Source organism: Arthrobacter sp. zg-Y1110, from assembly GCF_025244865.1.
Lineage (GTDB): Bacteria > Actinomycetota > Actinomycetes > Actinomycetales > Micrococcaceae > Arthrobacter_B.
The window spans coordinates 1336173-1361187 of record NZ_CP104272.1 but is presented as its reverse complement, the minus strand read 5'-3'; the positions used below and the strand labels follow the sequence as shown (position 1 = coordinate 1361187).

General features: G+C 66.5%; 23 protein-coding genes and 1 tRNA gene. 8 read left to right on the top strand and 16 right to left on the bottom strand.

The window, feature by feature from the left end:
- The first annotated feature begins 84 nt into the window (after nucleotides 1-84).
- Both N2K99_RS06270 and N2K99_RS06265 read left to right on the top strand, forming a co-directional pair.
- The gene (locus tag N2K99_RS06270; RefSeq protein ID WP_227933250.1) at nucleotides 85-849 is read left to right on the top strand and encodes a carboxylesterase; all 765 of its coding nucleotides are present in this window, start codon (nucleotides 85-87) and stop codon (nucleotides 847-849) included.
- The gene (locus N2K99_RS06265; protein WP_227922629.1) at nucleotides 846-1379 is read left to right on the top strand and encodes a hypothetical protein; all 534 of its coding nucleotides are present in this window, start codon (nucleotides 846-848) and stop codon (nucleotides 1377-1379) included. The genes N2K99_RS06270 and N2K99_RS06265 overlap by 4 nt, the downstream gene beginning before the upstream one ends.
- A gap of 31 nt (nucleotides 1380-1410) precedes the next feature.
- Here the strand turns inward: N2K99_RS06265 and N2K99_RS06260 are convergent, their stop codons facing one another.
- Nucleotides 1411-2391 (bottom strand): ROK family glucokinase, encoded by a 981-nt coding sequence (locus N2K99_RS06260; protein WP_227922630.1) that lies wholly within the window; start codon nucleotides 2389-2391, stop codon nucleotides 1411-1413.
- Nucleotides 2392-2627: 236 nt separating this feature from the next.
- Here N2K99_RS06260 and N2K99_RS06255 point away from each other — a divergent pair, with 236 nt between their 5' ends.
- The gene (locus tag N2K99_RS06255) at nucleotides 2628-4436 is read left to right on the top strand and encodes a long-chain fatty acid--CoA ligase (RefSeq protein WP_227922631.1); all 1809 of its coding nucleotides are present in this window, start codon (nucleotides 2628-2630) and stop codon (nucleotides 4434-4436) included.
- A 30-nt stretch (nucleotides 4437-4466) separates the two neighbouring features.
- On the opposite strand, the gene N2K99_RS06250 is transcribed toward N2K99_RS06255, so the two are convergent.
- Nucleotides 4467-5894, bottom strand: coding sequence for a mycothione reductase (locus N2K99_RS06250; protein ID WP_227933249.1), 1428 nt, complete (start codon nucleotides 5892-5894; stop codon nucleotides 4467-4469).
- A gap of 58 nt (nucleotides 5895-5952) precedes the next feature.
- Nucleotides 5953-9351 carry a pyruvate carboxylase gene (locus N2K99_RS06245; RefSeq protein WP_227922634.1) on the bottom strand — a complete coding sequence of 1133 codons (3399 nt, stop codon included), beginning with the start codon at nucleotides 9349-9351 and terminating at the stop codon, nucleotides 5953-5955.
- A 264-nt stretch (nucleotides 9352-9615) separates the two neighbouring features.
- On the opposite strand from N2K99_RS06245, the gene N2K99_RS06240 reads away from it, so the two are divergent.
- Nucleotides 9616-10458 carry a ParA family protein gene (locus N2K99_RS06240; protein ID WP_227922637.1) on the top strand — a complete coding sequence of 281 codons (843 nt, stop codon included), beginning with the start codon at nucleotides 9616-9618 and terminating at the stop codon, nucleotides 10456-10458.
- 111 nt (nucleotides 10459-10569) lie between these two features.
- Here N2K99_RS06240 and N2K99_RS06235 read toward each other — a convergent pair whose 3' ends face one another.
- The 9 genes from N2K99_RS06235 to N2K99_RS06195 all read right to left on the bottom strand — a co-directional run bounded on the left by N2K99_RS06235 (nucleotide 10570) and on the right by N2K99_RS06195 (nucleotide 17067).
- Nucleotides 10570-11157 carry a MerR family transcriptional regulator gene (locus N2K99_RS06235; protein ID WP_308036365.1) on the bottom strand — a complete coding sequence of 196 codons (588 nt, stop codon included), beginning with the start codon at nucleotides 11155-11157 and terminating at the stop codon, nucleotides 10570-10572.
- Nucleotides 11158-11348: 191 nt separating this feature from the next.
- The gene (locus N2K99_RS06230; RefSeq protein ID WP_227922639.1) at nucleotides 11349-11843 is read right to left on the bottom strand and encodes a bifunctional nuclease family protein; all 495 of its coding nucleotides are present in this window, start codon (nucleotides 11841-11843) and stop codon (nucleotides 11349-11351) included.
- Nucleotide 11844: 1 nt separating this feature from the next.
- Nucleotides 11845-12594, bottom strand: coding sequence for a MerR family transcriptional regulator (locus N2K99_RS06225; protein ID WP_227922641.1), 750 nt, complete (start codon nucleotides 12592-12594; stop codon nucleotides 11845-11847).
- 37 nt (nucleotides 12595-12631) lie between these two features.
- Nucleotides 12632-13102, bottom strand: coding sequence for an FHA domain-containing protein (locus tag N2K99_RS06220; RefSeq protein ID WP_227922644.1), 471 nt, complete (start codon nucleotides 13100-13102; stop codon nucleotides 12632-12634).
- A gap of 248 nt (nucleotides 13103-13350) precedes the next feature.
- Nucleotides 13351-14739 carry a choice-of-anchor A family protein gene (locus N2K99_RS06215; protein WP_227933248.1) on the bottom strand — a complete coding sequence of 463 codons (1389 nt, stop codon included), beginning with the start codon at nucleotides 14737-14739 and terminating at the stop codon, nucleotides 13351-13353.
- Nucleotides 14740-14954: 215 nt separating this feature from the next.
- A complete protein-coding gene (gene erm / locus N2K99_RS06210) occupies nucleotides 14955-15734 on the bottom strand; it encodes a 23S ribosomal RNA methyltransferase Erm (protein ID WP_227933529.1) in 780 nt (259 codons plus the stop codon).
- A gap of 317 nt (nucleotides 15735-16051) precedes the next feature.
- Complete coding sequence (locus tag N2K99_RS06205; protein WP_227922649.1) at nucleotides 16052-16180, bottom strand: LPXTG cell wall anchor domain-containing protein; 129 nt, start codon at nucleotides 16178-16180, stop codon at nucleotides 16052-16054.
- Nucleotides 16181-16343: 163 nt separating this feature from the next.
- Nucleotides 16344-16610: a hypothetical protein gene (locus N2K99_RS06200; protein WP_227933247.1), complete on the bottom strand. Its 267-nt coding sequence runs from the start codon at nucleotides 16608-16610 to the stop codon at nucleotides 16344-16346.
- Between the two features lie 271 nt (nucleotides 16611-16881).
- The gene (locus N2K99_RS06195; RefSeq protein WP_227933246.1) at nucleotides 16882-17067 is read right to left on the bottom strand and encodes a hypothetical protein; all 186 of its coding nucleotides are present in this window, start codon (nucleotides 17065-17067) and stop codon (nucleotides 16882-16884) included.
- A gap of 158 nt (nucleotides 17068-17225) precedes the next feature.
- Between N2K99_RS06195 and N2K99_RS06190 the strand changes: the two genes are divergently transcribed.
- Nucleotides 17226-17804, top strand: coding sequence for a GNAT family N-acetyltransferase (locus N2K99_RS06190; RefSeq protein WP_227922652.1), 579 nt, complete (start codon nucleotides 17226-17228; stop codon nucleotides 17802-17804).
- Here the strand turns inward: N2K99_RS06190 and N2K99_RS06185 are convergent.
- Together N2K99_RS06185 and N2K99_RS06180 are read right to left on the bottom strand one after the other, a co-directional pair.
- A complete protein-coding gene (locus N2K99_RS06185) occupies nucleotides 17801-18871 on the bottom strand; it encodes a sorbosone dehydrogenase family protein (RefSeq protein WP_227922655.1) in 1071 nt (356 codons plus the stop codon). The genes N2K99_RS06190 and N2K99_RS06185 overlap by 4 nt on opposite strands.
- A gap of 29 nt (nucleotides 18872-18900) precedes the next feature.
- A complete protein-coding gene (locus tag N2K99_RS06180; RefSeq protein WP_227922657.1) occupies nucleotides 18901-19674 on the bottom strand; it encodes an SDR family NAD(P)-dependent oxidoreductase in 774 nt (257 codons plus the stop codon).
- 194 nt (nucleotides 19675-19868) lie between these two features.
- On the opposite strand from N2K99_RS06180, the gene N2K99_RS06175 reads away from it, so the two are divergent.
- Nucleotides 19869-20390: an alpha/beta fold hydrolase gene (locus N2K99_RS06175; protein ID WP_260554880.1), complete on the top strand. Its 522-nt coding sequence runs from the start codon at nucleotides 19869-19871 to the stop codon at nucleotides 20388-20390.
- Nucleotides 20391-20422: 32 nt separating this feature from the next.
- Here N2K99_RS06175 and N2K99_RS06170 read toward each other — a convergent pair whose 3' ends face one another.
- Nucleotides 20423-23152 (bottom strand): AAA family ATPase, encoded by a 2730-nt coding sequence (locus N2K99_RS06170; protein WP_227933244.1) that lies wholly within the window; start codon nucleotides 23150-23152, stop codon nucleotides 20423-20425.
- Nucleotides 23153-23428: 276 nt separating this feature from the next.
- Here N2K99_RS06170 and N2K99_RS06165 point away from each other — a divergent pair, with 276 nt between their 5' ends.
- Nucleotides 23429-24013 (top strand): small multidrug efflux protein, encoded by a 585-nt coding sequence (locus tag N2K99_RS06165; RefSeq protein ID WP_227933243.1) that lies wholly within the window; start codon nucleotides 23429-23431, stop codon nucleotides 24011-24013.
- A gap of 89 nt (nucleotides 24014-24102) precedes the next feature.
- Nucleotides 24103-24744 (top strand): hypothetical protein, encoded by a 642-nt coding sequence (locus N2K99_RS06160; protein ID WP_227933242.1) that lies wholly within the window; start codon nucleotides 24103-24105, stop codon nucleotides 24742-24744.
- An 88-nt stretch (nucleotides 24745-24832) separates the two neighbouring features.
- Here N2K99_RS06160 and N2K99_RS06155 read toward each other — a convergent pair.
- Nucleotides 24833-24906, bottom strand: a tRNA-Pro gene (locus N2K99_RS06155).
- Between the last annotated feature and the right edge of the window lie 109 nt (nucleotides 24907-25015).

The following is a 25015-nucleotide window of genomic DNA, read 5'->3' as shown; positions in this document are numbered from 1 at the left end:
TGGTGAATTTGGCGCGTACCGGGGTTCCCGGGAGTTTCCCCCGTGCAGGGTCCAAAAAGTCCCCTCTAATGCAACCATAGACACATGACTTCCCTCCCCGGCGCTGATGCCTTCCACTCTGAGGGGCACGGACCCAACGCGGGCGTTGGCGTGCTTCTCAGCCACGGATTCACCGGATCCCCGGTGAGCCTTGCGGCTTGGGCACGCCACCTGGCGGACCGCGGCTACGCCGTGAGCCTTCCGCTGCTGTCCGGCCACGGCACCAGCTGGCAGGAATTGGCACAGACGCCGTGGCAGCGCTGGTACGAGGACTACGAGAGCGCCTATCGGGACCTGCGTGAGCGGACGGACTGTGTTGTATCGGCAGGCCTTTCCATGGGCGGCACGTTGGCGCTGCGGCTTGCGGCCCGGCAGCCGGTGGCCGGCGTCGTCGTCGTTAACCCCGGCCTGACGTTCGCCGACCCCCGGGCGCGCTATTCCGGCCTGCTGAAGTACTTCCTGAGATCCGTTCCTGCCATTGGCAACGACATCCGGCTCAAAGGACAGGATGAGGGTGCGTACCCGCGGACGCCGGTCGGCTCGGTGCACCAGCTTGGCAGGCTCTTCCGGAACACTGCCGCCGCCCTGCCCGACGTTACGGCGCCCGTGCTGGCATTCCGTTCACGGGTGGACGCTGTGGTGCCGGAATCCAGCATGGAACTGCTCCGCCGCCGGCTCCTTAACGCAGAGCTCGAGGTGGTGCCGCTTGAGAACAGCTACCACGTTGCCACCATGGACCACGATGCGCCGCTGATCTTTGACCGCTCCGCTGAATTCATCCACCGCGTCAGTTCCGGGGTGCGGGCATGAGCGAACGCGAGCCGGAACATAACGAGTCCACCGACGAAGAAGTCTGGCTGGACCTGGTGGCCCGCCTTGAACATATGGACGCCAGCGATCCGGTACGTCCGGAACCGGACCGTTCCGCCGGCGCCCCGGATGCCGCTGCCCCGCACGGCGGCGGGGAACCGGGAGAAGCCACCCCGCCCCGCGATCCGGCGGCACCGACGCCGGCCGAACGGACCCGCGCCATCTTCGAGAACCAGCCGTTGGCATCGGCGGGGCCCCGGGACTATACGGCCGAGGACGAGGATGAGGACGACGGCGGGTTTGTGCCGCCCGAACCGCCGCCGCTTGGCACCGGGGAACCGCTGGTGGTGCTCAGCTGGCTGGGCACGCTGGCCGGACCGCTCCTGCTCCTGGTGTTCGCCATGTTCTGGCGCAGCGCGCCGCTGCCGGTCATCCTCGGCACCATCGCCGTGTTTGCGGGCTCCGCGGCCTATCTGCTTTTCCGGCTACCCCAGCACCGCGATGAGGATGACGACGGCGCGGCCGTCTAGGCCCGGCTTCCTCCTCCGGGGACGCCCCGGCTCAGCGGCGTGCGGCGATCCGCGACAGGTCCGCGGCTCCGATCATCCCCGCGGCGGGGCCCAGGGCCGCCCGCTCCATTTTGGCCGCGGGGCGGAAGCCCCGCCCGGTAAGGTTCCGGGCAAAGGACCGCCGCGCCGGAACAAGCAGCAGGTCTCCGGCATCGCTCAGCCCGCCGCCGATGACGAACATTCCCGGATCCAGGGCAGCGGCCAGGTTCGCCAGCCCCAATCCGAGCCACTGCCCCACTTCGTCAAGGAGTTCGATGGAGGCCGGGTCGCCTTCGAGGGCCAGGCGGGTGACGACGGCGCCGGTCACTTGATCCGCATTGCCGTTCACCGCCCGGAGCAGCTCCTGGGCTACCGGGGAGTTGGCTGCGGCCAGTTCCCGGGCCTCCCGGCCGAGGGCGTTACCCGAGGCGTACTGTTCCCAGCACCCCCGGTTGCCGCATTCGCAGCGGTGCCCGCCGGGCATGATGATCTGGTGCCCGAACTCCCCCGCCACGCCGTACCGGCCGCGCTCAAGGCGGCCGTCGAGCACCATTGCCCCGCCGATTCCGGTTCCGAGGGTTACGCAGACCATCCTGCTCTCCCCCGCACCGGCTCCGAACCGGTATTCCGCCCAGGCGGCGCCGTCGGCGTCATTGACCAGGAAGACGCGCCTGCGCAGCAGCCTCTCCAGGTTCTCGCGGAGGGGTTCGTTGCGCCAGGCCAGGTGCGGGCTGAACAACACGGTGCTGCCGGCGAGGTCCATCCACCCGGCCGCACCGATGCCGACGGACCACACGTGGTGCTCGGCCGAGAGTTCCCGGACCAGGTCCACGATTACCGCTTCGACTTCCCGGGGATCCTGCCCCGGCGTCGACCGGCGCGCCTGCTTCAGCACCCGTCCGTCGCCGTCCACGAGCCCGGCCGCCACTTTGGTCCCGCCGATATCTATCCCGATGGCCAGCCCGCGCCGCCGCATTCGGTTCGGCAGCCGCATGGGCCTGCGCGGCCGGAAGGGTTCCGTGGCAGCAAGCCTGCGTTGGAGCGGGGTGGAAAGGGGGCGGGGAACGGGTGCTGGGGTAACTGGACGCATCAGAAACCTATTCTAGGGAAACGGCAAGAGCGGCGACGCGTTCGTTATGAATCTGCAAGGTTACCGACGGGTAAGAAAATGTGATCTAGGTTATAGGCTGAACAGTGCCTACGGGCGTATCGGATATCAAAGGAGCTATCGTGCGAGAATTCAGCGTTCCCGTCCTAGCGGAGTCCCCGCCGCAGACGAACATCACAAACATGCTGCTCGATCAGGCAGCCAAGCCAAGCAACCCCGCTCTCTTTGCCGTCCGGAACGGCCAGGGCGAATGGCAGCGGATCAGTGCCACCGAGTTCACCAAGGACGTCCGGGCGCTGGCCAAGGGCTTCATGGCCAGTGGCATCAAGGCAGGCGACCGCGTGGCCATCATGTCGCGGACCAGGTACGAATGGACCCTGGTGGACTTTGCCCTCTGGTTCGCCGGAGCGGTGTCGGTTCCCGTCTATGAGACCTCGTCCCCTTCGCAGGTTGCCTGGATCCTGAGCGATTCCGGCGCCGTCGGCATTGTGGTTGAAGCCGCCCGGCACGAGAACATTGTCCGCACGGCCGCAGCGGACGAAGACCTTTCCATGGTCGCCAATGTGTGGCAGATCGACGGCGGCGGACTCGACACGCTGCGCGCCGACGGCGCTTCGGTCAGTGATGAAGATCTCGAGACACGTCGCTCGACCGCCCAGATGGCCGACCTGGCAACCATCATTTATACGTCCGGAACCACAGGCAAACCGAAGGGCTGCGAACTCACGCACGCCAACTTCGTCAACCTTTCGCGCAACTCGGAGCTGGCGGAGCCCGAGGTGGCCACCGAGGGCTCGCAGACGATCATGTTCCTGCCGTTGGCGCATGTCCTTGCCCGCTTCATTTCCGTGCTCAGCGTGGCTACCGGTGCCACCGTGGCGCACACCCCCGATGTCAAGAACCTCCTTCCCGACCTGCAGAGCTTCAAGCCCACCTTCATCCTGGTGGTTCCGCGCGTGCTGGAGAAGGTGTTCAACGCCTCCATGCTGAAGGCCGAAGACGGCGGCAAGGGCAAGATCTTCCACGCCGGCGTCGCCACGGCAGTTGCCTGGTCCAAGGCCAAGCAGGAGGGCAAGGTGCCGCTGGGCCTGACCCTGAAGCATGCCCTCTTCGACCGCCTGCTGTACGGCAAGATCCGCGAGGCCATGGGCGGGAAGGTGGAATACGCGGTTTCCGGCGGAGCTCCACTCGGCGAACGGCTGGGGCACTTCTTCCACGGCATCGGACTGCTGGTGCTGGAAGGCTACGGTTTGACCGAAACCACGGCTCCGCTCACCACCAACACCCCGCAGCTCGTCAAGCTGGGCACCGTGGGCGCGCCCCTTCCCGGGAACAGCGTGAAGATCGCCGACGACGGCGAGATCCTGGCCAAGGGCATCAGCGTGATGAAGGGCTACTACAACCGCCCGGAACTGATGGAGGACACATTCACCGACGGCTGGTTCCACACCGGTGACATCGGCGAACTCGACTCGGACGGCTTCCTGAAGATCACCGGCCGAAAGAAGGAAATCATCATCACGGCCGGCGGCAAGAACGTGGTTCCCTCTCAGCTGGAGGATTCCATCCGCGCCGATTCGATTGTGTCCCAGTGCGTGGTGGTCGGGGATGCCAAGCCGTTCATTTCGGCCCTCATTACCATCGACGAAGAGGCACTGCCCGGCTGGCTGGGGCGGCACAAGCTGCCGGCCACCATGACGGTGACCGAAGTGGCCAAGACCGATGAGCTGCAGAAGGAACTCCAGGCCCTGGTGGACCGCGCCAACAAGAAGGTCTCCTCCGCCGAGGCGATCAAGAAGTTCCGCGTGGTCCCGACCGACTTCACCGAGACCAGCGGACACCTGACACCGTCCCTGAAGATCAAGCGGGCCCAGGTGCTCCGGGACTTCTCGGACGTCATCGACGATATCTACAGCGGGCAGCGGGTCTGATTTATCCGCGCCGGGCAGGAACCGACTCCCCTAGAGGCGGTTCCTGCCCGGCTTTTCCTTTGTCTTCAGCGAAAGCAGCGCATTTTCGACCACCTCTGTCAGCGCCGGGTGGATCCAGTACTGCCCGCGGGCCATCGTGGCGGCGTCCAACCCGAACTCCATCGCCTGCACCAGGGGCTGGATCAGCATGGACGCCTCATGTCCCACAATGTGGGCACCAAGCAGCCGGCCGCTTTCCTTCTCCGCCAGCAGTTTCACGAACCCGGTGGAATCCTCCATTGCCCAGCCGTACGCCGTCGACCCGTATTCCTGCACGGCCAAGGCGAGTTCGACGCCGCGGGCTTCCGTATCAGCGATGGCCTGGTCCTCGGTCATCCCGACGCTTGCAATCTGCGGGCTGCTGAAGACGGCAGCCGGCACGAAGCGGTGGTCCATGGCGCGAAGGTCCCCGGGGTGCACCAGGTTGTGCGCCACCACGCGCGCCTCGTGGTTGGCCACGTGCTTGAGCTGGTAGGGGCTGCTGATGTCGCCCAGCGCCCAGATTCCCTGCACCGGAGCGCCGGACGCCAGCACCCGGCCGTAGCTGTCCACAGCCAGCCGGCCGTCCGAGGTGAGGTCAAAACCGGCGGCACTGACGTCCAGCCGGTCGGTGTTGGGGGTTCGGCCGGTCGCCACCAGCACCAGGTCCACATCCAGGGCCGACTCTCCGGCGGGACCGGAGAGGACGGCGTGCACGGAACCGTCAGCGTTCTCCACCAGTGAGTCCACGGTGGTTTCGAACTGCACGTCCCATTGCTTGGAGGCTTCCGCGGTGAAGCGTTCGGACACGGTTTCGTCCAGGGAACGAAGCAGCGCCCCCGACCGCACGGCCAGGGTGACGTCTGACCCGAAGGCGGAGAAGACGAAGCCGAACTCCGCGGCGATATACCCGCCGCCGATGATCAGCACCCGGGCCGGCAGCTCATCGATACGCATCACCGTGTCCGAGGTATGCACCTGCGGAAGGTCCATCCCCGGCACATCCGGCAGGACCGGACGGGAACCCGCGGCCACCACGATTTCGTCGGCAGTGATCTCCTGCCCCGACGCCGTGACGAGTGCGTGCGGCGAGACGAAGCGGACGTATTCACTGAACAGCGTGACGTTGTCCAGCTCCTCGTCCCGGTAGCGGCGCCCGCCGTCGGAAATCGCGTCGATGCGGGTGAAGATCCGGTCCCGGATGTCCCGCCACCGGACCCCGGCGGACACCGTGTCCACGCCCAGCCGCGCACCGTCCACTGCGGCGGCCGCGAGCTGGGCGGGGTACACGAACATCTTCGTGGGGATGCACCCGACGTTGAGGCACGTTCCTCCGAACGTGCCTCCGTCAATAATCGCTACCTTTTTACCGTCCCAGTCCGGGGTGATGATCGAGTTGCCGGAGCCGGAACCAATGATGGCCAGATCGAAGTGAGTCACGCTCTTCAGTCTATGCAGTCACGCTCCAACGTTCATTTCGCACCGGTGGAGCCGGTGCTTATTTCGGGGCGATGACCAGCAGCAGGTCCCCGCCCTGGACCTGCTCCACCCGGGAGATCGCGACCCGTTCCACGGTTCCGGCAACCGGGGCCGTGATGGAGGCCTCCATCTTCATTGCTTCGATGGTGGCGACGGTTTCCCCTGCGGCGACCTCTGCACCCTCCTTTGCCGTGACCGTGACTGCACCGGCAAACGGTGCCGCTACGTGGCCGGCTTCGGCCGGATCTGCCCGTTCCGCCGATTTCGTGGTGCTTTCGATGCTGCGGTCCCGGACCGAGACCGGCCGCATCTGCCCGTTCAGGGTGGTCATGACCGTACGCATGCCCTTTTCATCCGGCTCGGACACCGCATCCAGCGCGGCGATCAGCCGCACGCCCTTTTCCAGTTCGATGACGTGCTCTTCCCCGCGCCGCAGCCCGTACAGGTAGTCCCGGGTCTCCAGTACGGAAACGTCTCCGTAGGTTTCACGGACGGTCGCAAATTCCTTTGCCGGGCCGGCAAAGAGCAGCCGGTTCAGGGTTTCCTGCCGGGTGGCGGAATCGGAGTGCAGCCCCGCCTTGTCCACCTCGGTCAGTTCGACGTCGCGGGCCTTGACCTTACGGCCCTGCAGCGCCTTGGTCCGGAAGGGCTCCGGCCATCCTCCGGGCGGATCGCCGAGTTCACCGCTGAGGAAGCCAATCACGGAATCCGGAATGTCGTAGTTCTGCGGGTTCTCCTCGAAGTCCTCCGGGGAGACGTTGGAGCCGACCAGCTGGAGGGCCAGGTCACCCACCACCTTCGACGACGGCGTGACCTTCACCAGGCGGCCCAGGATCCGGTCGGCGGCGGTGTACATGTCCTCGATGGCTTCGAACCGCTCCCCCAGCCCCAGGGCAATCGCCTGCTGGCGCAGGTTGGAAAGCTGGCCGCCCGGAATCTCGTGCCGGTACACGCGACCCGTGGGACCCGCCAACCCGGATTCGAACGGCGCGTAGACACGCCGCACGGCCTCCCAATACGGTTCGAGCGCGCCCACCGCGTCCAGGCTGATGCCGGTGTCCCGTTCGGTGTTGGTCAGCGCGGCGACCAACGAGGACATGGACGGCTGGCTGGTGGTGCCCGCCAGCGGCGCGCTGGCAACGTCCACCGCGTCCACCCCCACCTCGGCAGCGGCCAGCAGGGTCGCCAGCTGGCCTCCGGCGGTGTCATGCGTGTGCAGGTGGACGGGCAGGTCGAAACGCTCCCGCAGCGCGGCGACCAGCTTGGCGGCTGCAGCCGGCCGCAGCAGGCCTGCCATGTCCTTGATGGCCAGGATGTGGGCGCCTGCGTCCACCATTTTCTGCGCCAGGTCCAGGTAGTAGTCCAGCGTGTAGAGGTCCTCCTTGGGGTTCAGCATGTCGCCGGTGTAGCAGAGGGCTACTTCGGCGACGGCGGTGCCCGTCTTGCGGACGGCCCGGATGGCAGGCTCCATCTGGGACACATCATTCAGCGCGTCGAAGATGCGGAAAATGTCGACGCCGGTTGCCGCCGCTTCCTCCACGAAGGCTTCGGTGACTTCGGTCGGATACGGCGTGTAGCCCACCGTGTTCCGTCCGCGCAGCAGCATCTGGATGCAGATGTTGGGCAGCTGGTGCCTCAGAGCGGCGAGCCGCTCCCACGGGTCCTCGCCCAGGAAGCGCAGGGCGACGTCGTACGTGGCACCGCCCCAGGCCTCCACGGACAGCAGTTCCGGGGTCAGGGCCGCTACCGCCGGTGCCGCAGCGGTCAGGTCCCTGGTCCGCACGCGGGTGGCCAGCAGCGACTGGTGGGCGTCGCGGAAAGTGGTGTCGGTGACGGCCAGCTCGGTCCGCTGCCGCAGGTCCGCCGCGAAACCCTCGGGGCCGAGTTCCAGCAGCCGCTGCCGGGAGCCCGGCGCGGCCTCCGGCAGATCGGCGGGCAGCTTCTCCGACGGGTCGATGTGTGCCACGGGATCGCCGTAGGGCTTATTGACGGTGACGTCGGCGAGCCAGTTGAGCAGCTTCGTACCCCGATCCGCCGAGCCGCGGGCGTTAAGCAGTTCGGGGCGTTCCTCGATAAACGACGTGGCTACGTCGCCGGCGACGAAGTCCGGGTCGTCCAGGACCGCCTGCAGGAAGGAAATGTTGGTGGCGACGCCGCGGATCCTGAACTCGGCCAGCGCCCGGCGGGCCCGGTTGACCGCTATGGGATAGGTCCGTCCCCGGCAGGTCAGCTTCACCAGCATCGAATCGAAGTGCGGGCTGATTTCAGCGCCCGCGTAGACGGTGCCGCCGTCGAGCCGGACCCCGGCGCCGCCGGCGGAACGGTACGCGGTGATCCGGCCGACGTCGGGCCGGAACCCGTTTGCCGGGTCCTCGGTGGTAATCCGGCACTGGAGGGCGGCGCCGCGGATCTGCAGTTCATCCTGCTGCAGGCCCAGATCGGCCAGCGACTCACCGGCGGCGATCCGCAGCTGGGACTGGACGATGTCGACGTCGGTGATTTCCTCCGTAACGGTGTGTTCCACCTGGACCCGGGGGTTCATTTCAATAAAGACGTGCTGGCCGGCGCGTTCACCGACGGTGTCCACGAGGAACTCCACGGTTCCCGCGTTGACGTAGTTCAGGGCCTTGGCGAACTTCACCGCGTCCCGGTACAAGGCCTGGCGGATGTTCTCATCCAGGTTGGGCGCCGGCGCTATCTCCACCACCTTCTGGTGGCGGCGCTGCAGCGAGCAGTCCCGTTCGAACAGGTGCACGATGTTGCCGTCCGCATCGGCCAGGATCTGCACTTCGATGTGCCGGGGACGCAGGACAGCCTGCTCCAGGAATACGGTGGCGTCGCCGAAGGCTGTTTCAGCCTCCCGCATGGCCGCCTGCAGGGCTTCGGGCAGCTTGTCCGCGGTGTCCACCCGGCGCATGCCGCGGCCGCCGCCGCCGGCCACTGCCTTGACGAAGATGGGGAACCCGATGTCCTCCGCCTCGCTGAGCAGCTTCTCGACGTCGTCGCTCGGCTCGGTGGAGCGCAGAACCGGGATGCCTGCCTTCCGAGCCGCGTTCAGGGCATGGACCTTGTGGCCGGCCAGTTCCAGGATGTCCGCTGCGGGACCTACGAAGGTGATGCCGGCGTCGGCGGCAGCCCGCGCCAGGTGCGCATTTTCGGAAAGGAATCCGTAACCGGGGTAGATGGCGTCACAACCGGACTCCTTGGCTACCCGGATAATCTCGTCAACGTCCAGATACGCCCGGACCGGGTGTCCCTCTTCCCCGATCAGGTAGGCCTCGTCGGCCTTCTGGCGGTGAATGGAATTCCGGTCCTCATGGGGAAACACGGCCACGGTCTTGGCGCCGAGCTCATAGGCGGCGCGGAAGGCGCGAATGGCGATCTCGCCCCGGTTCGCTACCAAAATCTTCGAGAACATGGGTCTCCTGGATCAATTGCGGTGGGGCACCCGGACAGATACCGCCATTAACGGATTTTACCCACGGCGCGAGAGGAAAGCCTCAAGCCGGACCGGGGTCCCGCCGACGGGCGGACTCCGGAGCTGCCGTGTTCGACATCACAGTGGCACCAGTCTAAGCGCCACCCCTGCAAAAGCCCGCTGCCAAGGTAACGGGTATGCGTCACATAGAATGAGTCAGCAGCGTCCAGTGATCCCTAGACACGTTAGGTTTTGGTTCATCAAGTGCAAGTAGTGAGCATCAGCAGCCTGAAGGGCGGCGTCGGCAAGACCTCCGTCACCCTCGGCCTGGCATCCGCAGCGCTGGCCGCCGGCATTCCTACGCTCGTCGTGGACCTGGACCCGCACGCCGATGCCACCACCGGTTTGGGTGTTAGCGCAGGCAACCAGCTGGGAATCGGAGAGATGCTCCGGACAGCCCGTCGGGCTCAGCTTTCGGACCACGTGATCCCCAGCGGCTGGGTAGCGAACGCCCAGCGCCTTGCGAAGAATTCAGAAGGCCGGAAGCCCGTCCTGGATGTTGCCATGGGCTCGGCCTACTCGGGTATTTACGACCGTCCGGACCTGGGCAAGCGCGATCTTCGACGCCTGACCACCCTGCTGTCCCGCGTGTCCGGATACGGCTTGGTCCTGATCGACTGCCCGCCGTCGCTGAACGGCCTCACCCGCATGGCCTGGACCGCCAGCAACCGGGTGCTGCTGGTTGCGGAGCCTGGACTGTTTTCGGTGGCCGGCACCGAGCGGACCATGCGTGCGCTCGAACTGTTCCGGGAGGAATTCGCTCCCAATCTGGCCCCCGCCGGCATCATCGCCAACCGGGTGCGGCCCAGCTCCAACGAGCACGTTTTCCGGCTGGCCGAAATGAAGCAGATGTTCGGCGACCTGCTGCTGACTCCCACCATTGCGGAACAGGCGAACTGGCAGCAGATCCAGGGTGCCGCCCATTCGGTGCATCACTGGCCGGGCGAATCAGCCAAACAGGCCGCCGGAACCTTCGACGCCTTGATGAAGAACCTGATGGATTCCGGCAGTGTGCGCAACCGCGTGATGCGCCGCCCGGTGGCCTAGTCCGGGCAGGCTAGAGCAGCTGAACATACGATGAAGGGCATCCCCGCGGGGATGCCCTTCAACGTTAATGGTCTGTCTAAATTGTGCGTTGCCCTAGCTGAGCTGTGCGCCCTAACTGATTTTGCGGGCGATGCGGCGCTGGCTCAGTTCGTCGCCGGGAAAGTCCTGCTCGTTGACGTGCTCGCTGGGCAGCTGTGCGAGGCTGCCCTCGACTTCACGCCAGACCCGGCCCACGGCTATGCCGAAGACACCCTGGCCGCCCTGGACCAGGTCGATAACCTCGTCGGCGGAGGTGCACTCGTAAACGCTGGCACCGTCGCTCATCAGGGTGATCTGTGCCAGGTCCTCGACTCCACGTTCCCGCAGGTGCTCCACGGCAGTTCGGATCTGCTGGAGCGATACACCGGTGTCCAGCAGCCGCTTGACGACTTTCAGGACCAGGATGTCGCGGAAACCGTAGAGGCGCTGCGTGCCGGAACCGGAGGCACCTCGTACCGCAGGTTCCACGAGCCCGGTGCGCGCCCAGTAATCCAACTGGCGGTAAGTTATCCCTGCAGCCTTGCAGGCGGTAGGCCCACGGTACCCTGCGTCTTCGTCGAGAAGAGGCAGGTCCTCGGTGAACAGCAAGCCCTGGGCGCTCTGGGAAGGGATGCCCCCCGGTGCTGCGGCGTGTTCGCCGGCATCGCCTTTCGGACTCACTTGTGCCTCCTAGTAACGGTTCCCCTGGGGGTCGGCACAGGCCGGAGCTGTCAGGGCTTCTTCAGTGTGCCCCGAGAACTCCCCCGGTGCAATGGGAACTCTATTCTTCGACGTTAGAACCGACTGGCACCAAGGTCAAAGATGCCGGGAACTTTTCCGCAGGCGTGTCGGAGGCAGAGACGGAAAACCGGTCAGCGTTCGAAGTCTTCAGGCTCGACGTCGGCTAGGAATTCGCGGAACTGGCGCATCTCCTGCTCCGCGTTGTCCTGCTCTTCTTCGTCCTCGGGGTCCGCGTCGGCAATCCGGACACCGGCCTCATTGAGGACTTCGTCCGCGCAGTAAATAGGGCACGGGATCCGCAGGGCAACGGCAATCGCGTCGGACGCCCGCGAATTCACGGCTGTGCCGTCCTCGAAAAGGATCTCCGCGTGGAACACGGTGTCTTCCACGGAGATCAGCCGGACGAGTGTCACTTCGCGCTTCAACGCGTGGATCAGGTTCACCAGCAGGTCATGCGTCATCGGCCGCGGCGGCACGATCCCCTGCTGCACAAAGGCGATGGCGCTGGCTTCCGGAGCACCGATCCAGATAGGAAGGTGCCGTTCACCGTTGACTTCCTTAAGCAGGACCAACGGCTGATTGGACGGGAGTTCAATCCGCACGCCGACAACTTCGACTTCCTGCATCTCAGCCCTCCATCCGCGCTATTTGCCCATGCACCAAAGCGCTGTGCAGGCTCAGGCACAGGTCGCTGATCTCACGGGCGGTCTCAGCGGCGCGGGCCTTCGAGGCGACGTCCCGGCGGGAGGCTACCGGGGCAACCACACGCTCAACCAGTCCGATCTCGCGGTCCGCTGCCGCCCGGAAGGGACGCAGGTGCCGCGGTTCGATGCCGTGCGCCTCGAGCTGGACACAGGCCTTGGCCACTTTCAGGGCATGCTCGTCATAGTTTTCATCACCGCTGGTGATCAGTCCGTAGCTGACCAGGCTGTGCACCAATTCCGTGCTCGCGCCGGATTCCTTCACCAGTTCCTCGAAGGTCAAGGTGCGGGCATGGGCACGGGCAGCAAGCTCTCCGGCCAACTGGTCCGAAACCACGCGCGGCGCCAGGGACATACCGCCGGGAAGCGACTCGGGCCGCTCTCCCCGGTCGATCGCGTCCAGATAATCCTTGATGACCTTCAGCGGCAGGTACTGGTCGCGCTGCAATGCCAGCACAAACCGAAGACGCTCGACGTCGGCCGTACTGTACTTGCGGTAACCGGCAGCCGTGCGCTGCGGCGTCACCAGGCCTTTTTCCTCGAGGAAACGGATCTTGGACGCACTGATGGCAGGGAAGTCCGTGCTTAGCTCGCCCAGGACCTCGCCGATATTCAGCACCCTGCCACGCAGCCGTTCCGGTCCGGTGGTGCGCCTGACGGACTGTGATGCTGACATGTCTACTACCTTATCTGCCCTACGCCGGGGCCTGAGCCTAGTTTCCGGCAGTTGCGGGGCGGGCAGCGTAAAAAGTGAGTCGGAACTTACCGATCTGCACTTCGCTCCCGGTACGCAGCAGCACACTGTCGACCCGGTCATGGTTGACGTACGTGCCGTTCAGGCTCATGGAATCCACCACGCGGAACCCTTCGGGGGTGCGGCGGAACTCAACATGCTTGCGCGAAACAGTTACATCATCGAGGAAAACATCCGCGTTGGGGTGCCGTCCGGCAGTAGTGACGTCCTGGTCCAGCAGGAAGCGTGCACCGGCGTTCGGACCGCTGTGGGCAATTAGCAGGGCTGAGCGCGCAGGGAGGGCCGCGACGGCGGCTCGCTCGTCCGGAGTCAGCTTGGGCTCAACCGATGTGGCATCGGACATCGGGGGAAGACTGATGGATGTGGTGTCTTCCGCGCTGGGCGCCCGTCGGTCGCCCGCTCGTTCGGCGCTGTACTGCTCGCCCGCCATGTGCAATTTCCTCCCCAAAAAGAAAACTGATCAGCCAAAATATCTGGCTGACCCGGTTCCGATGACTGTTTCTGCCTTACCTGCTGTATCAGCCTACCTGTAACTGTGCCTGCGCGGCACTGGTTTACGGGTACTACGTTCAACATGGGCGGGCCGATCAACAGGGTGTGCGGGGCGGACAGCCTTGGCCCGTCACCCTGAACCGCCCTTACGGCGGATGCCGGCGGCCCCGCGCACACGGCGGCATACTAGGCGCGGTGCCGCCGGGATAGAAGCAGAATGACCGTTCCGGCCGCGAGGAGAACGCCGGCGAGCCAGCGCAGTGGCGCGCTGTCGGCTCCGGTGTCGGCCAACTCGCCGCGGCTGGTTCCGCCGAATGCACCGGCAGGAGGATTGAACGTCGGGCCTGCGTCCGGACCGGGAGGCGTGGGAGCCGGCGTAGAGGTGTCGGTGGGGGTGGGGGTCGGGGTTTCGGTGGGGGTTTCGGTGGGGGTTGGGGTGGGGGTTGGAGTGGGGGTCGGGGTGGGGGTCGGGGTTGGGGTTGGAGTCGGCTCGGCTTCGCAGTTCAAAGTGGTGGCGAAGGCTTCGCTATGGACTTCCCGTGGGCTTATCCGCGGGCCCAGTTGGCCGTGGGTGAAGGAAGCGGCAATGATGTTCCCTTCAATGTTCTGCGTTGTCCCCCACTCGAGGCTTGCGTTGGGGGCGTAGATGGTTCCCTGTATGGCAGCTCCTCCCGTGGCCACCACGCTGGTGGCATCGGGGAAGTTCCAGAGCATGTACGGCGCCTGGGCCCGGCTGATACCGGCAAGGTTCGGCGTGGTTCCGAAGAATGTCGGGCCTGTGACGTTCACCAGTAACGGTGTCTGCGCCGAGGGGAGGTTCGTGAACGTGATTCCGGCGAGGTCAGCGAACTCATCTGCACTAATGTTCAAAACGTTGGTCACGCCTTCATCGAGGGTGATATAGGCCGTGGTGCCCTGCGTGACGGGCCGCTGGATCGGCGTGCCCGCCGCATCCCGGAGCACTACGGTGTCCGAGCAGGCACCCATCTCCTGTGTCAGGGTGCGGTACGAAGCGAAGGCAGTTCCGAGGTCAATAATGCCCTCGACGGCAGCTACCGAAGCGGGTGTCTGCTGGAGTGTGCCTGCTATATGGGGCGTCGCTTCGTAGGGCTGCCCGGGTTCAACCAGCCGGTAGTTCACGGCTGCGCCGTTGCTATCGGTGTCGTATGCCGTATAGGTCGCCGTGTTCGCCACCTTAGTTGTTCCCTGCTGCACACTGACTATGTATCCAGCCTCCGGCCAGACAATTCCCCCACCCACCCAAAGGGCCACCGGTGCCGGGTCGCCGGGCGGAGTGGGAGTCTGCAGCGGCCCCGCGACGCCCACGTTGTAGGACGCGTTGAAGGCGAGGTTTCCTCCGGTTGCTATGGATCCCTCCGACTCGTCGGCGTTGAGCGTCGTATCGCCCTCGACCACCACGAGAAACCCTGAATTGGCGGGATTCGCGGCATCGATGGTCACCGGATTGATTCCGGCTATCTGTGCGGACGCCGTTATCGACCCGGCCAGTATCAGCCCGCCCGATAGCAGGCAGACTGATACGGCTCCGACTGTTGCGAATCGTCTCGTGATCATGCCGGGGATACTGGCACCGCGGTTTGGACAGGACAACCGAAGACTCCGCAACTGGTGCGAAGCGCATCGAGAACACCCGTAAAGGAAGCCACGGGACGTCCATATCCCAGTACCGTCACTGCCACGGCTGCCGATGCTAAAACGGTGCCGGTGGACGACGACGGCGGACCCATTGAGGTCGCTCCGGGTGCGGAAAAGCACGCGGCGACTGTGCCCTACCCTTGGACACGGGTGTTCCGGGCGGCCCCCCACAAACGCTGCCACTGCGCGGCAGCTACATCCCTGGGCAGCGCCTGCACCGGGACTCCCGCAGCGGACAATGCGGTCCGTGCGCTCCGTGCCGACCCAAGATACCGGCCAAGGATCTCCCCCAGCCCTGCTCCGGGCCCGTTGTAGATGCCGCGCACAAACCGCTCGTAGGCTGCCCGGTCCTGCGGGTCCAGCAGCGCGACCGGGCGACGCCGGACCCGCAGGACGCCGCCGTCGACGGCGGGCCGGGGGCGGAACCCGGCTGCCGGCACCCGGCCGCGAAGGTCGAATTCGAACCAGGGAGAGGTCTGGGCCGTCAGCAGGGTTCCGCCACCTACTCCCGCCCGCTTGCGGGCAACCTCCCACTGGGTCAGCAGCACCGCTTGGGTCCAGGTACCCGTTGCCAGCAGGCGGCGCAGGATCGGGGTAGTCAGGTGGAAGGGAATGTTGCCCACAATCACCGGACGGTCAAAGGGCACGGTCAAGGCATCAGCCTGCAGCACCCGGACTCCGGGCAAGCGCCGTTGCAGTCGCCGTACGCAGCCTGAATCCAACTCAATGGCCAGCAGGTCGCGGCCGAGGGCTGCAAGCGGACGGGTCAGGGCGCCGTCGCCCGCGCCGAGTTCCAGAATGCTTCCGCCGCCCGAGGAACGGACCAGGCCAAGGACCAAACGGATGGTGGGTTGGTGGATCAGGAAATTCTGGCCGAGCTCCTCCCGGCCGCCATACTGGCTTCTCGCTCCCACGAGCGCTCCAATCGCCACGACATGGAGCACCCTTCAGGCAGACGACGCCCTGAAGGGTGCCTGGCATCCGGAACGACGGCGCGCGGTACCGCGAGTGGAGGCGCCGCTCGCCGTCAGCGGCGGCGGTCGCGTACGAAGAACCCGCAGCCGAATGCGCGGGAGGAAGTCCTACAGGTGGAAGTCATAGGAAGGAGGATACGGCGACCGGCTCGACGGTTCCAGAGGGAGCGACGTGTTCGGCGCATGGATAAACGGCAGCCGGCCCCGGGATTGGGTCGGCTGCCGTTCGGCTACGGGGTTCTTGAGCGCGGCTGTCCCTACGATTCCTGGACTCCGCGGCGGCGCGTGAAGTACACGCCGGCAGCACCGGCAGCAAGAAGGCCTCCGGCTCCGAGCAGGGCGAGCGGCGTGCCGGTCGCACCGGTGCCGGCCAAGTCGGGGCTCACACCAGTGGACGTTCCTCCGGCCCCCATGCACGGCGGGGTGATGGACACTACCTGGACCATGGTTATCCCGGAAGCAGTCTCCGACTCTGTCGGAGACGAGGATTCCGACGGGGTTTCCGACGGCGTCTCGCTCGGGGACGGCGTCTCGCTCGGGGACGGAGTGTCACTCGGGGACGGGGTTCCCGTCGGCGTCGGTGTAGTTGTCGGGGATGGTGTCTTCGTCGGAGTTCCCGTCGGCGTCGGTGTAGTTGTCGGGGATGGTGTCTTCGTCGGAGTTCCCGTCGGTGTTGGGGTACCTGTTGGGGTTCCCGTCGGTGTTGGGGTTCCCGTCGGTGTTGGGGTACCCGTCGGAGTGACCGTGGGTGTCGGAGTGACCGTGGGTGTCGGCGTCCCGGTCGGGGTCGGGGTCGGGGTCGGCGTCATTTGGCACGTAGGCGTAGGGTCGGAAACGGCCAGCAGTACACCGGATTCCATTGGCGCGGCAGCGTTGACCCGCATGGAGGCGGCCGGATCCAGTGCTGCAGCCGTCGGGGCTGTGGCCAGGGAACCGACGAGGGCGAAAGCAGCCGCAAGGCTGCAGATCGATGTGGTGGCAAGGGCATGTGGGAGGCGTTTTGTGTGCATGCGGATGAGGCTTACACCCTGCCTTGTTCTCCACAAGCGTAATGAAGCGACATAGTGTCACGCCAGCCCCAGAGTCCTCAGTAGTACCGGCTGCCGAGTGCCAGCGGGAATCCATTCCGGTCATTCGCCGGCCATCCGCAGGATGCCGGCGAAGAATCCGCCGAGCGGATATCTGCGGCCGTGTGCAGCCGCAGTTCGCGGGCGAGCATAACGCCGGTCGGCCCGCCGCCGGCGATAATCACTTCCCTCGAGTCTTCGCGCATGGTTTTGCCTTTCCCCGGGGTGGCGTGCCTCGCGGCAGGCTTCGTCACTGTTGCCGGGCCGCCCCGGGCCTGCTTCCGTTGGGTCGGCGCGCAGGCTACGGTACGAGGGATTGGGGCCGAAAGTGTAGCCAGTTCCCTGGACCGAGGAGCCTGCGAAAATGATCGAGGTCCACCCTGCAACCGCGGACCGGTTCGACGACGTTGCCGCAGTCCTGGCCCCGAAGAACCCCGACAGCCAGGCCTGCTGGTGCCTCAGTTACCGCCTCCCGACGTCCGAGTTCCGTGCTCTCGCCGGTCCCGACCAGCAGGACCGGCTGCGGCGGTATGCGGAGGAGGGCACCCCGCCCGGCGTCCTCGCGTATGTGGACGGTGAGGCCGCGGGCTGGTGTTCGGTGGGTCCTCGCGCCAGCCACCACCGGCTGCGGTCCTCACGGACCATCCCCGCGGTCGACGATGTCCCGGTGTGGAGCGTGGTCTGTCTGCTTATCCGTCCGCAGTTCCGGCGGCAGGGACTGGCCGGGCATCTGCTCGACGGCGCCGTTGATTACGCCCGATCCGCCGGGGCGCCGGCGCTGGAGGCCTACCCGGTCGATGCCGCCGGCGGCCGGATCAGTTCCCCGCTCGCATACGTGGGCACTACTGCGCTGTTCGAGGCAGCCGGCTTCGAACGCGTGGTGGCGACGGCGTCGAAATCCGGAGGAAAGACCCGGTGGCTGATGCGGAGAAGCCTCGCCTAATCCGTGTCCAATCGGAGAACCCGGTCGTCATCCTGCCCGGGACGGCCGCGGCCGTCGGTGTTGTTCGTCAGGATCCACACGCTGCCGTCCGGAGCGTTGACGACGTCGCGCAGCCGGCCGTACTCGCCGGCCAGCTGCTCGGCGGAGGCACCGAGATTATCGAGCGGGACCTGCCGCAGCCGTTCGCCGCGCAGGTTGGCAATGTACAGGGTGCCGTCCGCGACGGCGATGCCGCTCGGACTGGCTTCCCCGGGCGTCCATTGCTGCACCGGGTCGATAAAACCCTCTTCCCCGGCGATGCCCTCGACCTCGGGCCAGCCGTAGTTTCCGCCGGCCTCGATGACGTTCAGTTCATCCCAGGTGTTCTGCCCGAACTCGCTCGCGTAGAGGACGCCGTCGTTGTCCCAGGCGATGCCCTGCGGGTTGCGGTGCCCGTAGCTGTAGCCCAGTGTTCCCGGGAACGGGTTGTCCTCAGGGACGCTGCCGTCCGGGTTCATTCGCAGGATCTTCCCGGAGAGTGACTCCCGGTCCTGGGCGCTGTCCCGGTTGCCGGCGTCGCCCGTGGTGGCGTACAGCATGCCGTCGGGGCCGAAGGCGATGCGTCCGCCGTTGTGGACCGGGCCGGAGGGGATTGAGTCGAGGATGGTTTCCGCTTCGTCCAGCGCCAATGACCCCGGTTCGCCGGTGATGCTGCGGCGTTCGATCCGGTTCCCGCCGTCCCCGGTGAAATAGGTATACAGGTACCCGTCCTGGACGGCGATACCGAGAAGTCCGCCCTCTCCCCTGCCTCCGGCGCCCTCGATGGTGCCGGCCTCGCGGGCTATACCGCCGGCGTCGAGCTCCAGGATGCGGGCGGAGTCCCGCTCACTGACCAGCGGGATGCCCTCGTGGAACGCGAGGGACCACGGGGCGTCGAGACCGGTGGCGAGAACTTCCGGATCGCTTTTAAGTATCTCCACGGACGGTTCGGGCGAAACGGAAATCGGCGTCTCCGGTCCCGGTCCGCCGTCTTCGGTGCATCCGGTCAGCACAGCCACCGCGACGGCGACAGTTGCCGCAGTCCTCATGGTTCCATTTCGCAGCGATCCCCCGGGTATCAATCGACGCTCATCCCGCATGTGAGGTTCAGGACGGCCCCGTTCATGCTCCCCGCGCCGCCCTCGGCCAGAAAGACTGCTGCTTTGGCCACCTCCCCGAGGGTGGGGAGGGTCCCCGTGGTGGTGAGTGACTCAAGGAAGCGGGTGAACTCGTGCGGTGCCATCGGCAGGTCCGGGATGCTTCCGATGGTTTCCAGAATGCGCTGCGGGCGAAGGCAGACAACCCTCACTCCCGAGGAACCCAGCTCCGCGGCAAGGGTCCGGGTGAGTGCTTCGACGGCGGCACAAGCCGCTGCGAAGCCGCCCACTCCGGCAATGGAGACCCTTGCCGGCGAGGCGGACAGCATCAGGACCGTTCCGCTTCCGCGCGAAACCATGTGCACTGCAGCGGACCGCGAGGTGATGAACTGTGTGCGCAGCCAGCCCGCTGCCGGCGCGACGACGTCGTCCACGGACATATCGAGCAGCGGGACCCCCTGCACCGCCGGGAGGCCGGCCGCGTTGAGCACGGCGTCGATCCTTCCTGCGGCATCGACGACGGCGTCGGCGTGCGCGTCTACGGCCGCCGGATCGGACGCGTCGACTTGTGCCGCATGCACCGGCCCGCCGCCCAGGGCGCGGATGCGGTCCGCCGTTGCATTAACGGAGTCCAGGCGGTGCCCGGCGAGGAACAGCTCCGCCCCGCGGCGGGCGAATTCCTCCGCTACGGCACCGCCGATCGCCCCGCCGGCGCCATGGATAATGACCTTCCGGGATGGGATTTCCGCAGCCATGGACCCGCTCCTTCTCCGATGCAACCTGGATGGCGGACGCCGGACCGCCCGGACGGACGAGGCTAACAGGGCAGAACCCCTGAGTCATCCGGGGCCGCCTTCCCTTGACCGACTAGCGGGCAGAAGGCCAAGCTGGCTTGCAGGAAACGTTCTCAACCCAAACCCGGCACGGCATTGAATTCCCAGGAGAACGCATGGAGATCCTCTTCGTCCATGGAGCCGGCGGCTACCAGGACGACCTACCCCTCGCAGAAGAACTGCACACCCGCCTCGGCCTGCCCGTTACGACGCCCCGATTCCCCGACGCGGACATGTCGGCCGCGGGCTGGCGCAGCGAAATCGAACGGCATCGGAACACCCTCGCCCCTGACCTGGTCATCGTGGGGCATTCCTTCGGGGCGTCGATGGCCCTGCTTCACCTCGCCGACGAATTTCAGGGCACCCCGCCGCTGGGACTCGTCCTCCTGGCAATGCCTTTCTGGGGGTCGGAGGGTTGGCAGGCGGAGTACACGCTGCCTGCGGACGCCAAGCTGCCAACCGGCTTTCCGGTCTGGCTCCACCATTGCGTCGACGACGAGGTGGTGCCCATCGACCACCTGGACCGGCACGCGGCCCGGTTGCCGCAGGCGCAAGTCCGCCGACATACGTCCGGCGGGCACCAGTTCGAGGGGCGGATGGCGGCGGTGGCCGGCGACGTCGGCACGCTCGCGGGCTAGAGGCGAGGCCTCGACCGTCACGCCCGCGGGCCTCAGGAAAGGGACAGCTCGCGGAGCTGACGGCGAGAGGTGACGCCCATTTTGCGGAAAATATTGCGGAGGTGGGCATCAATCGTCCGTGGGCTGAGAAAGAGTTCCGTGGCAACTTCGCGGGAGGTTGCACCGGTGGCCACCAGCCGGGCGATGTGCATCTCGTGGGCGGTGAGGGAGTCGGCCGGCTGGGCGCTTCGCTTGCGGGGGTGCTCGCCGGTGGCGCGAAGTTCGCGGGCGGCGCGGGCGGCGAACGCCTCGGCGCCCATGTCCAACAGCATCCCGTGCGCGGTGCGGAGCTGTTCGCGGGCGTCCTGGCGGCGGCCCTCGCGGCGGAGCCACTCGCCGTAGACGAGGTGCGTTCGGGCGAGATAAGTGGTTATCCGGCAACGTTTGAGTTGCTCGATCGCCTCGCGGAAGTGTTCCTCAGCGGCTGTCCCCGTAGAGGTCAAAGCCCGTGAACGCGCCGCCAGACCGAGCCCCCACGGCGTACCGCTGGCGAGGGCGCGGGAAGTGAGTTGCTCGAGCGCATCGGCCGCACTCTCCGGCCCGCCGGAACGGCACGCCGCTTCGACGAGTTCAGAGTGGGCCAGGTTGTTGAACCTCACCGCTTCGGTGTCGAAGGCCCGTGCCGCCGCGGCAAGAGCTGCGGAGTAGTCGCCCAGACCGTTATGCAGCACCGCCATGGCGTACTGCGTCAGGGCATCCTCGGTGCTGTGCGCCTGTCCGGCAGCCTTGCGGACAATGCTCGCGCGCATCCCGGCGGTCTCGTCTGGACGGCCGCGCCAGGCAGACAGGAGGAGCTGCGAGTGCAGCAAGGGCACAGCCTCGGTCGCGGCTGCGATCGCTGCGTGCTCGGCTGCGCGGTCGAACTCACCCGAGAGCACTTGTATGACGGATTGGCCCAGAAGTGCGTCCGGGAGTGCGGCAAGCGCGCCGGTCTCACGGGTCAGACGGACATGACGGATGGACACGGCGTGGAGCATCTCGTCGTCGAACACCGACATTGCGGTTCGGCTGGCGAGCCACCCCCAGCGGCAGGTGTCGACGACGCTCAGCGCATCAACATCCTGCTCCTGGCCTCCGAAGGCCGCCAGCGCCCGCCGCAGCCCCGGCACACCGGCCGAATACCCCTGAGTGAAGGTCATCACAAGCCCGTCGAGCAGGAGATCCGCAGGCCGCAGAGACCCCGTCGCGACGGGCGCCGTCAGGGCAGCCTCGGTCACTTCCGGTATGCCGCGGCCGTGGCGGAAGTCACCGGTGACGATCGCCGCTTCGAGCGCGCGCAGATACGTCTCACGGGACAGCACCGGGTCCAGCGGGGCCAGGCTCTTAGCGGCTTCCAGCAGCATCCTCTGCCCTTCGGCGTCGCGCGCGAAGTGGAACGCGATCCGCGCGCGCAGCAGTTCGAGGCGAGCCTGCTGCAGGGTATCGAGCGGCCCGGCCGAAGCGAGCGTCAGCAACTCGGAGGCGTTCGCACCAGCCTCGTGCTTATCCTGCGCGGCCTCCAGCGCCCGGCTCGCGCGGGTGGCAGGGTCAGGGGTCAGTCTGGCCGCATGCTCCATGAACGCCGCCGCAGCGGCCAGCCCGCCGCGGGCGCGCGCCCGGCCTGCTGACCGCACCAGCCCAGCGGCGGCGTCCTCGTCGGTGCCCAGCACGGCCTGGGCCCGGTGCCAGGCGCGGCGGTCGGGGTCGACGTCTGGATCGATGGCAGCGGCCAGCGCGTCGTGTGCACGGCGACGCTCCAGCGGGGCGGCGGACCGAAGCACAGCTGAACGCACCAGCGGATGGCGAAACCTCACCCGTGTATCAATCTCCAGGAGTCCGGCGGCCTCTGCGGGCGCGGCAGACTCGCCGGCGATCCCCAGGTGCGCGGCCGCACGCCAGAGCAGCGCCACCTCGCCGCTAGAATCGGCCGCAGCAACCAGCAGCAATAGTCGAGTAGGTGCCGGCAGGCTGTCCGCGCGGCGCCGAAAGGTGTCCTCGATGCGGTGCGTGATGCCCGGCACCGGCTCGAACCCGCCGGCCACCCATGCCGCCGGCGCGCTTCGGGCCAGCTCCAGCAGCGCGAGAGGGTTCCCGTGCGCCTCCGCGACGACATGCTCGCGCATCCCGTCGTCCAGGGGTACGTAGTCGGCTGCTGCCAGCAGCTCCCGCGCGTCGGCCTCGTCGAGCCCGCCCAAGCGTAAGCCGGGTATGCCGTCGAACCCACGCACATGGCGGTCGGTGGGCTCCCGCAGGGCGAACACCAGCGCCATCGGCTCCGCGGCGACCCGCCGTGCCACAAATGTGAGGACCTGAGCCGACGCCTCGTCAAGCCACTGCGCATCGTCAACGAGGCACAGAAGGGGCCCTTCCTCAGCGGCCTCGGCCAGCAGGTTGAGAGTGGCCAGCCCTATCAGAAACCAATCCGGCACTGCACCGCTTCGCTGCCCGAACGCCACGCCCAGAGCGGTCTGCTGCGGCTCGGGCAGGGCACCCATGCGGTCCAGCAGGGGCGCGCACAACTGATGCAGGCCCGCAAAAGCGAACTGCGTCTCGCACTCCACCCCGACCGAGGACACTACTCGGAACCCCGAGGCATCAGCCCTGCCGCGGGCGTACTCGAGCAACGCCGTCTTTCCGATACCCGCTTCCCCTCGGACGATGACTGCCCCGCTCAGCCCGGCTCGTGCCTGCGAGAGGAGGTTGTCGACCGTTGCGCGGTCCGCGGAGCGGCCCAGGAAGTCCATCAGTGTCGCTCCCTTCAGAGCATGACGGCACCTTAGTAGGCAATTTTCGCCTACGCAATCGAAGTCGCTCCGGCCCAAGCAGCTAGGCGGAAACCGGCGGAGAGGCAGGGGTTTCCACCGACGCGAAGACCCCGCCGCCGCTGCGAATCTGAAGACTCCGGTGCAGGCGAAGCAGTACGGCCCAGCCCAGACCTGGGAACACGGTTTGTGCTGGACCGTTTCGAGAATCGCACGAATCCACGACCCGCATAAAACATAAGAAAGAAGCGCCGAACCATGAACCCCATTCAGGAACTGATCATCAACTTCCAGGAACTGGCGGCCCAAGTGCCCGAGATCATCCGTCCCTTCATCGTGATGCTCGCCGGGGCCGTCCCGTTCATCGAGACCGAAGGGGCCTCCATCATCGGCATCCTCGGCGGCCTCCACCCTATCGTTGCCGGTATCGCCGGCGCAGTCGGCAATTTCCTGAGCGTGGTCTTCGTGGTGCTCTTCACGTCACGGGCCCGCACAGCGGTCACCAATCACAACAGGGACCGTGTCTCGGCTGCCCGGAGCGCCGAGCGCGTCCCGGCCTCCCCGGGTTACCAGGGGTCCGCTGCGTTCGAGGAGACGGCGCCGGCCAAGCCCGTATCAAAGGGGCGCCAGCGCTTCATGAAGTGGCTCGTCCGCTTCGGCGTCCCCGGCGCGAGCATCCTCGGTCCCCTCGCGATCCCGACCCAGTTCACATCCGCGATCCTCATCGCGGGCGGAACCCCCCGTGGCTGGGTGCTGCTCTGGCAAGGTGTGGCAATCGTCATATGGACGACAGTGGCCACCGTCTCGTTCTGGGCCGCCCTCACCTTCGTCGTCGGGGTCTGAGTCACATGAAAGGCCGGATCGAATCTCCATCGGCGGAACGTAGCCGCGCCGGCAGGGCAGCTCCGAAGAAGCGATTCCGGGAGGGACAAGTGACACCCAAAGAGACGCTGGAACCCGGGGACGGCCATACGCTTCCGCGCTATCGATGGTGGCAGCTGTTCTCGCGGTCGCTCTTTCATCTGCAGCTCACCGGCGAGGACGGTGCACCGGAGATCTGGTCCGTCGACGTCCGGCTCGGAGGTGATGCGGACGGCGAAGTGCGCGCGCAGCTCTACCGCAACGGGGTCAACCAGGCCGGATCAAAACTTCCGGCAGTGTTCGAGGTGCCGGGTGGTGTCATCGAGGTCGAGGTCAGCATCTACGGGCTCAGACGCTGCCACTATGTGACGCCCGACGGGTACGAGCGACAGCTTCTACCTGATTCTGCCTCGGCCGAAGGACTGCGAGCCGGCCTGGAACGGACCAACCCCGGGCTGAGCCGTGCCGTTGGCATCGTATCGGCCAGCGTACTCGTGGTCGCGCTCGTGCTCGGCGTTCCGCAGATCGTCGAGCAGATCATGCAGCTCCCGCCCATCGCGGAGAGCATCGGCACCTTCTCCAGCCCGTTCCAGCTTCCGGCATCGGCGAACATAACGCTGGTGCTGGCAACGCTGGCCGCGAGCACCGAGCGTGCACTGAGGCTGCGCTACAACTGGGTCCTCGACGGCGGCTTCCTTGAGGGTGGTGACTAGGAACTACCGCCGTCTCGAGGCAGGCTCAGCCTGGCGCCCTAGTTAACGACAAAAGCCTGACGAAACTCGCGTTTCATCAGGCTTACCGTCGGGTTGACAGGATTTGAACCTGCGACCCCTTGACCCCCAGTCAAGTGCGCTACCAAGCTGCGCCACAACCCGCAGTTCTTCCGGAATGTCTCCCGGCCGAACCACCTCAAATACCTTACACCACAACCGGCCGTTCCGCCGCATCGGGGCTCGCGGGCGGCGCAACGTGAGTTTTCATAGT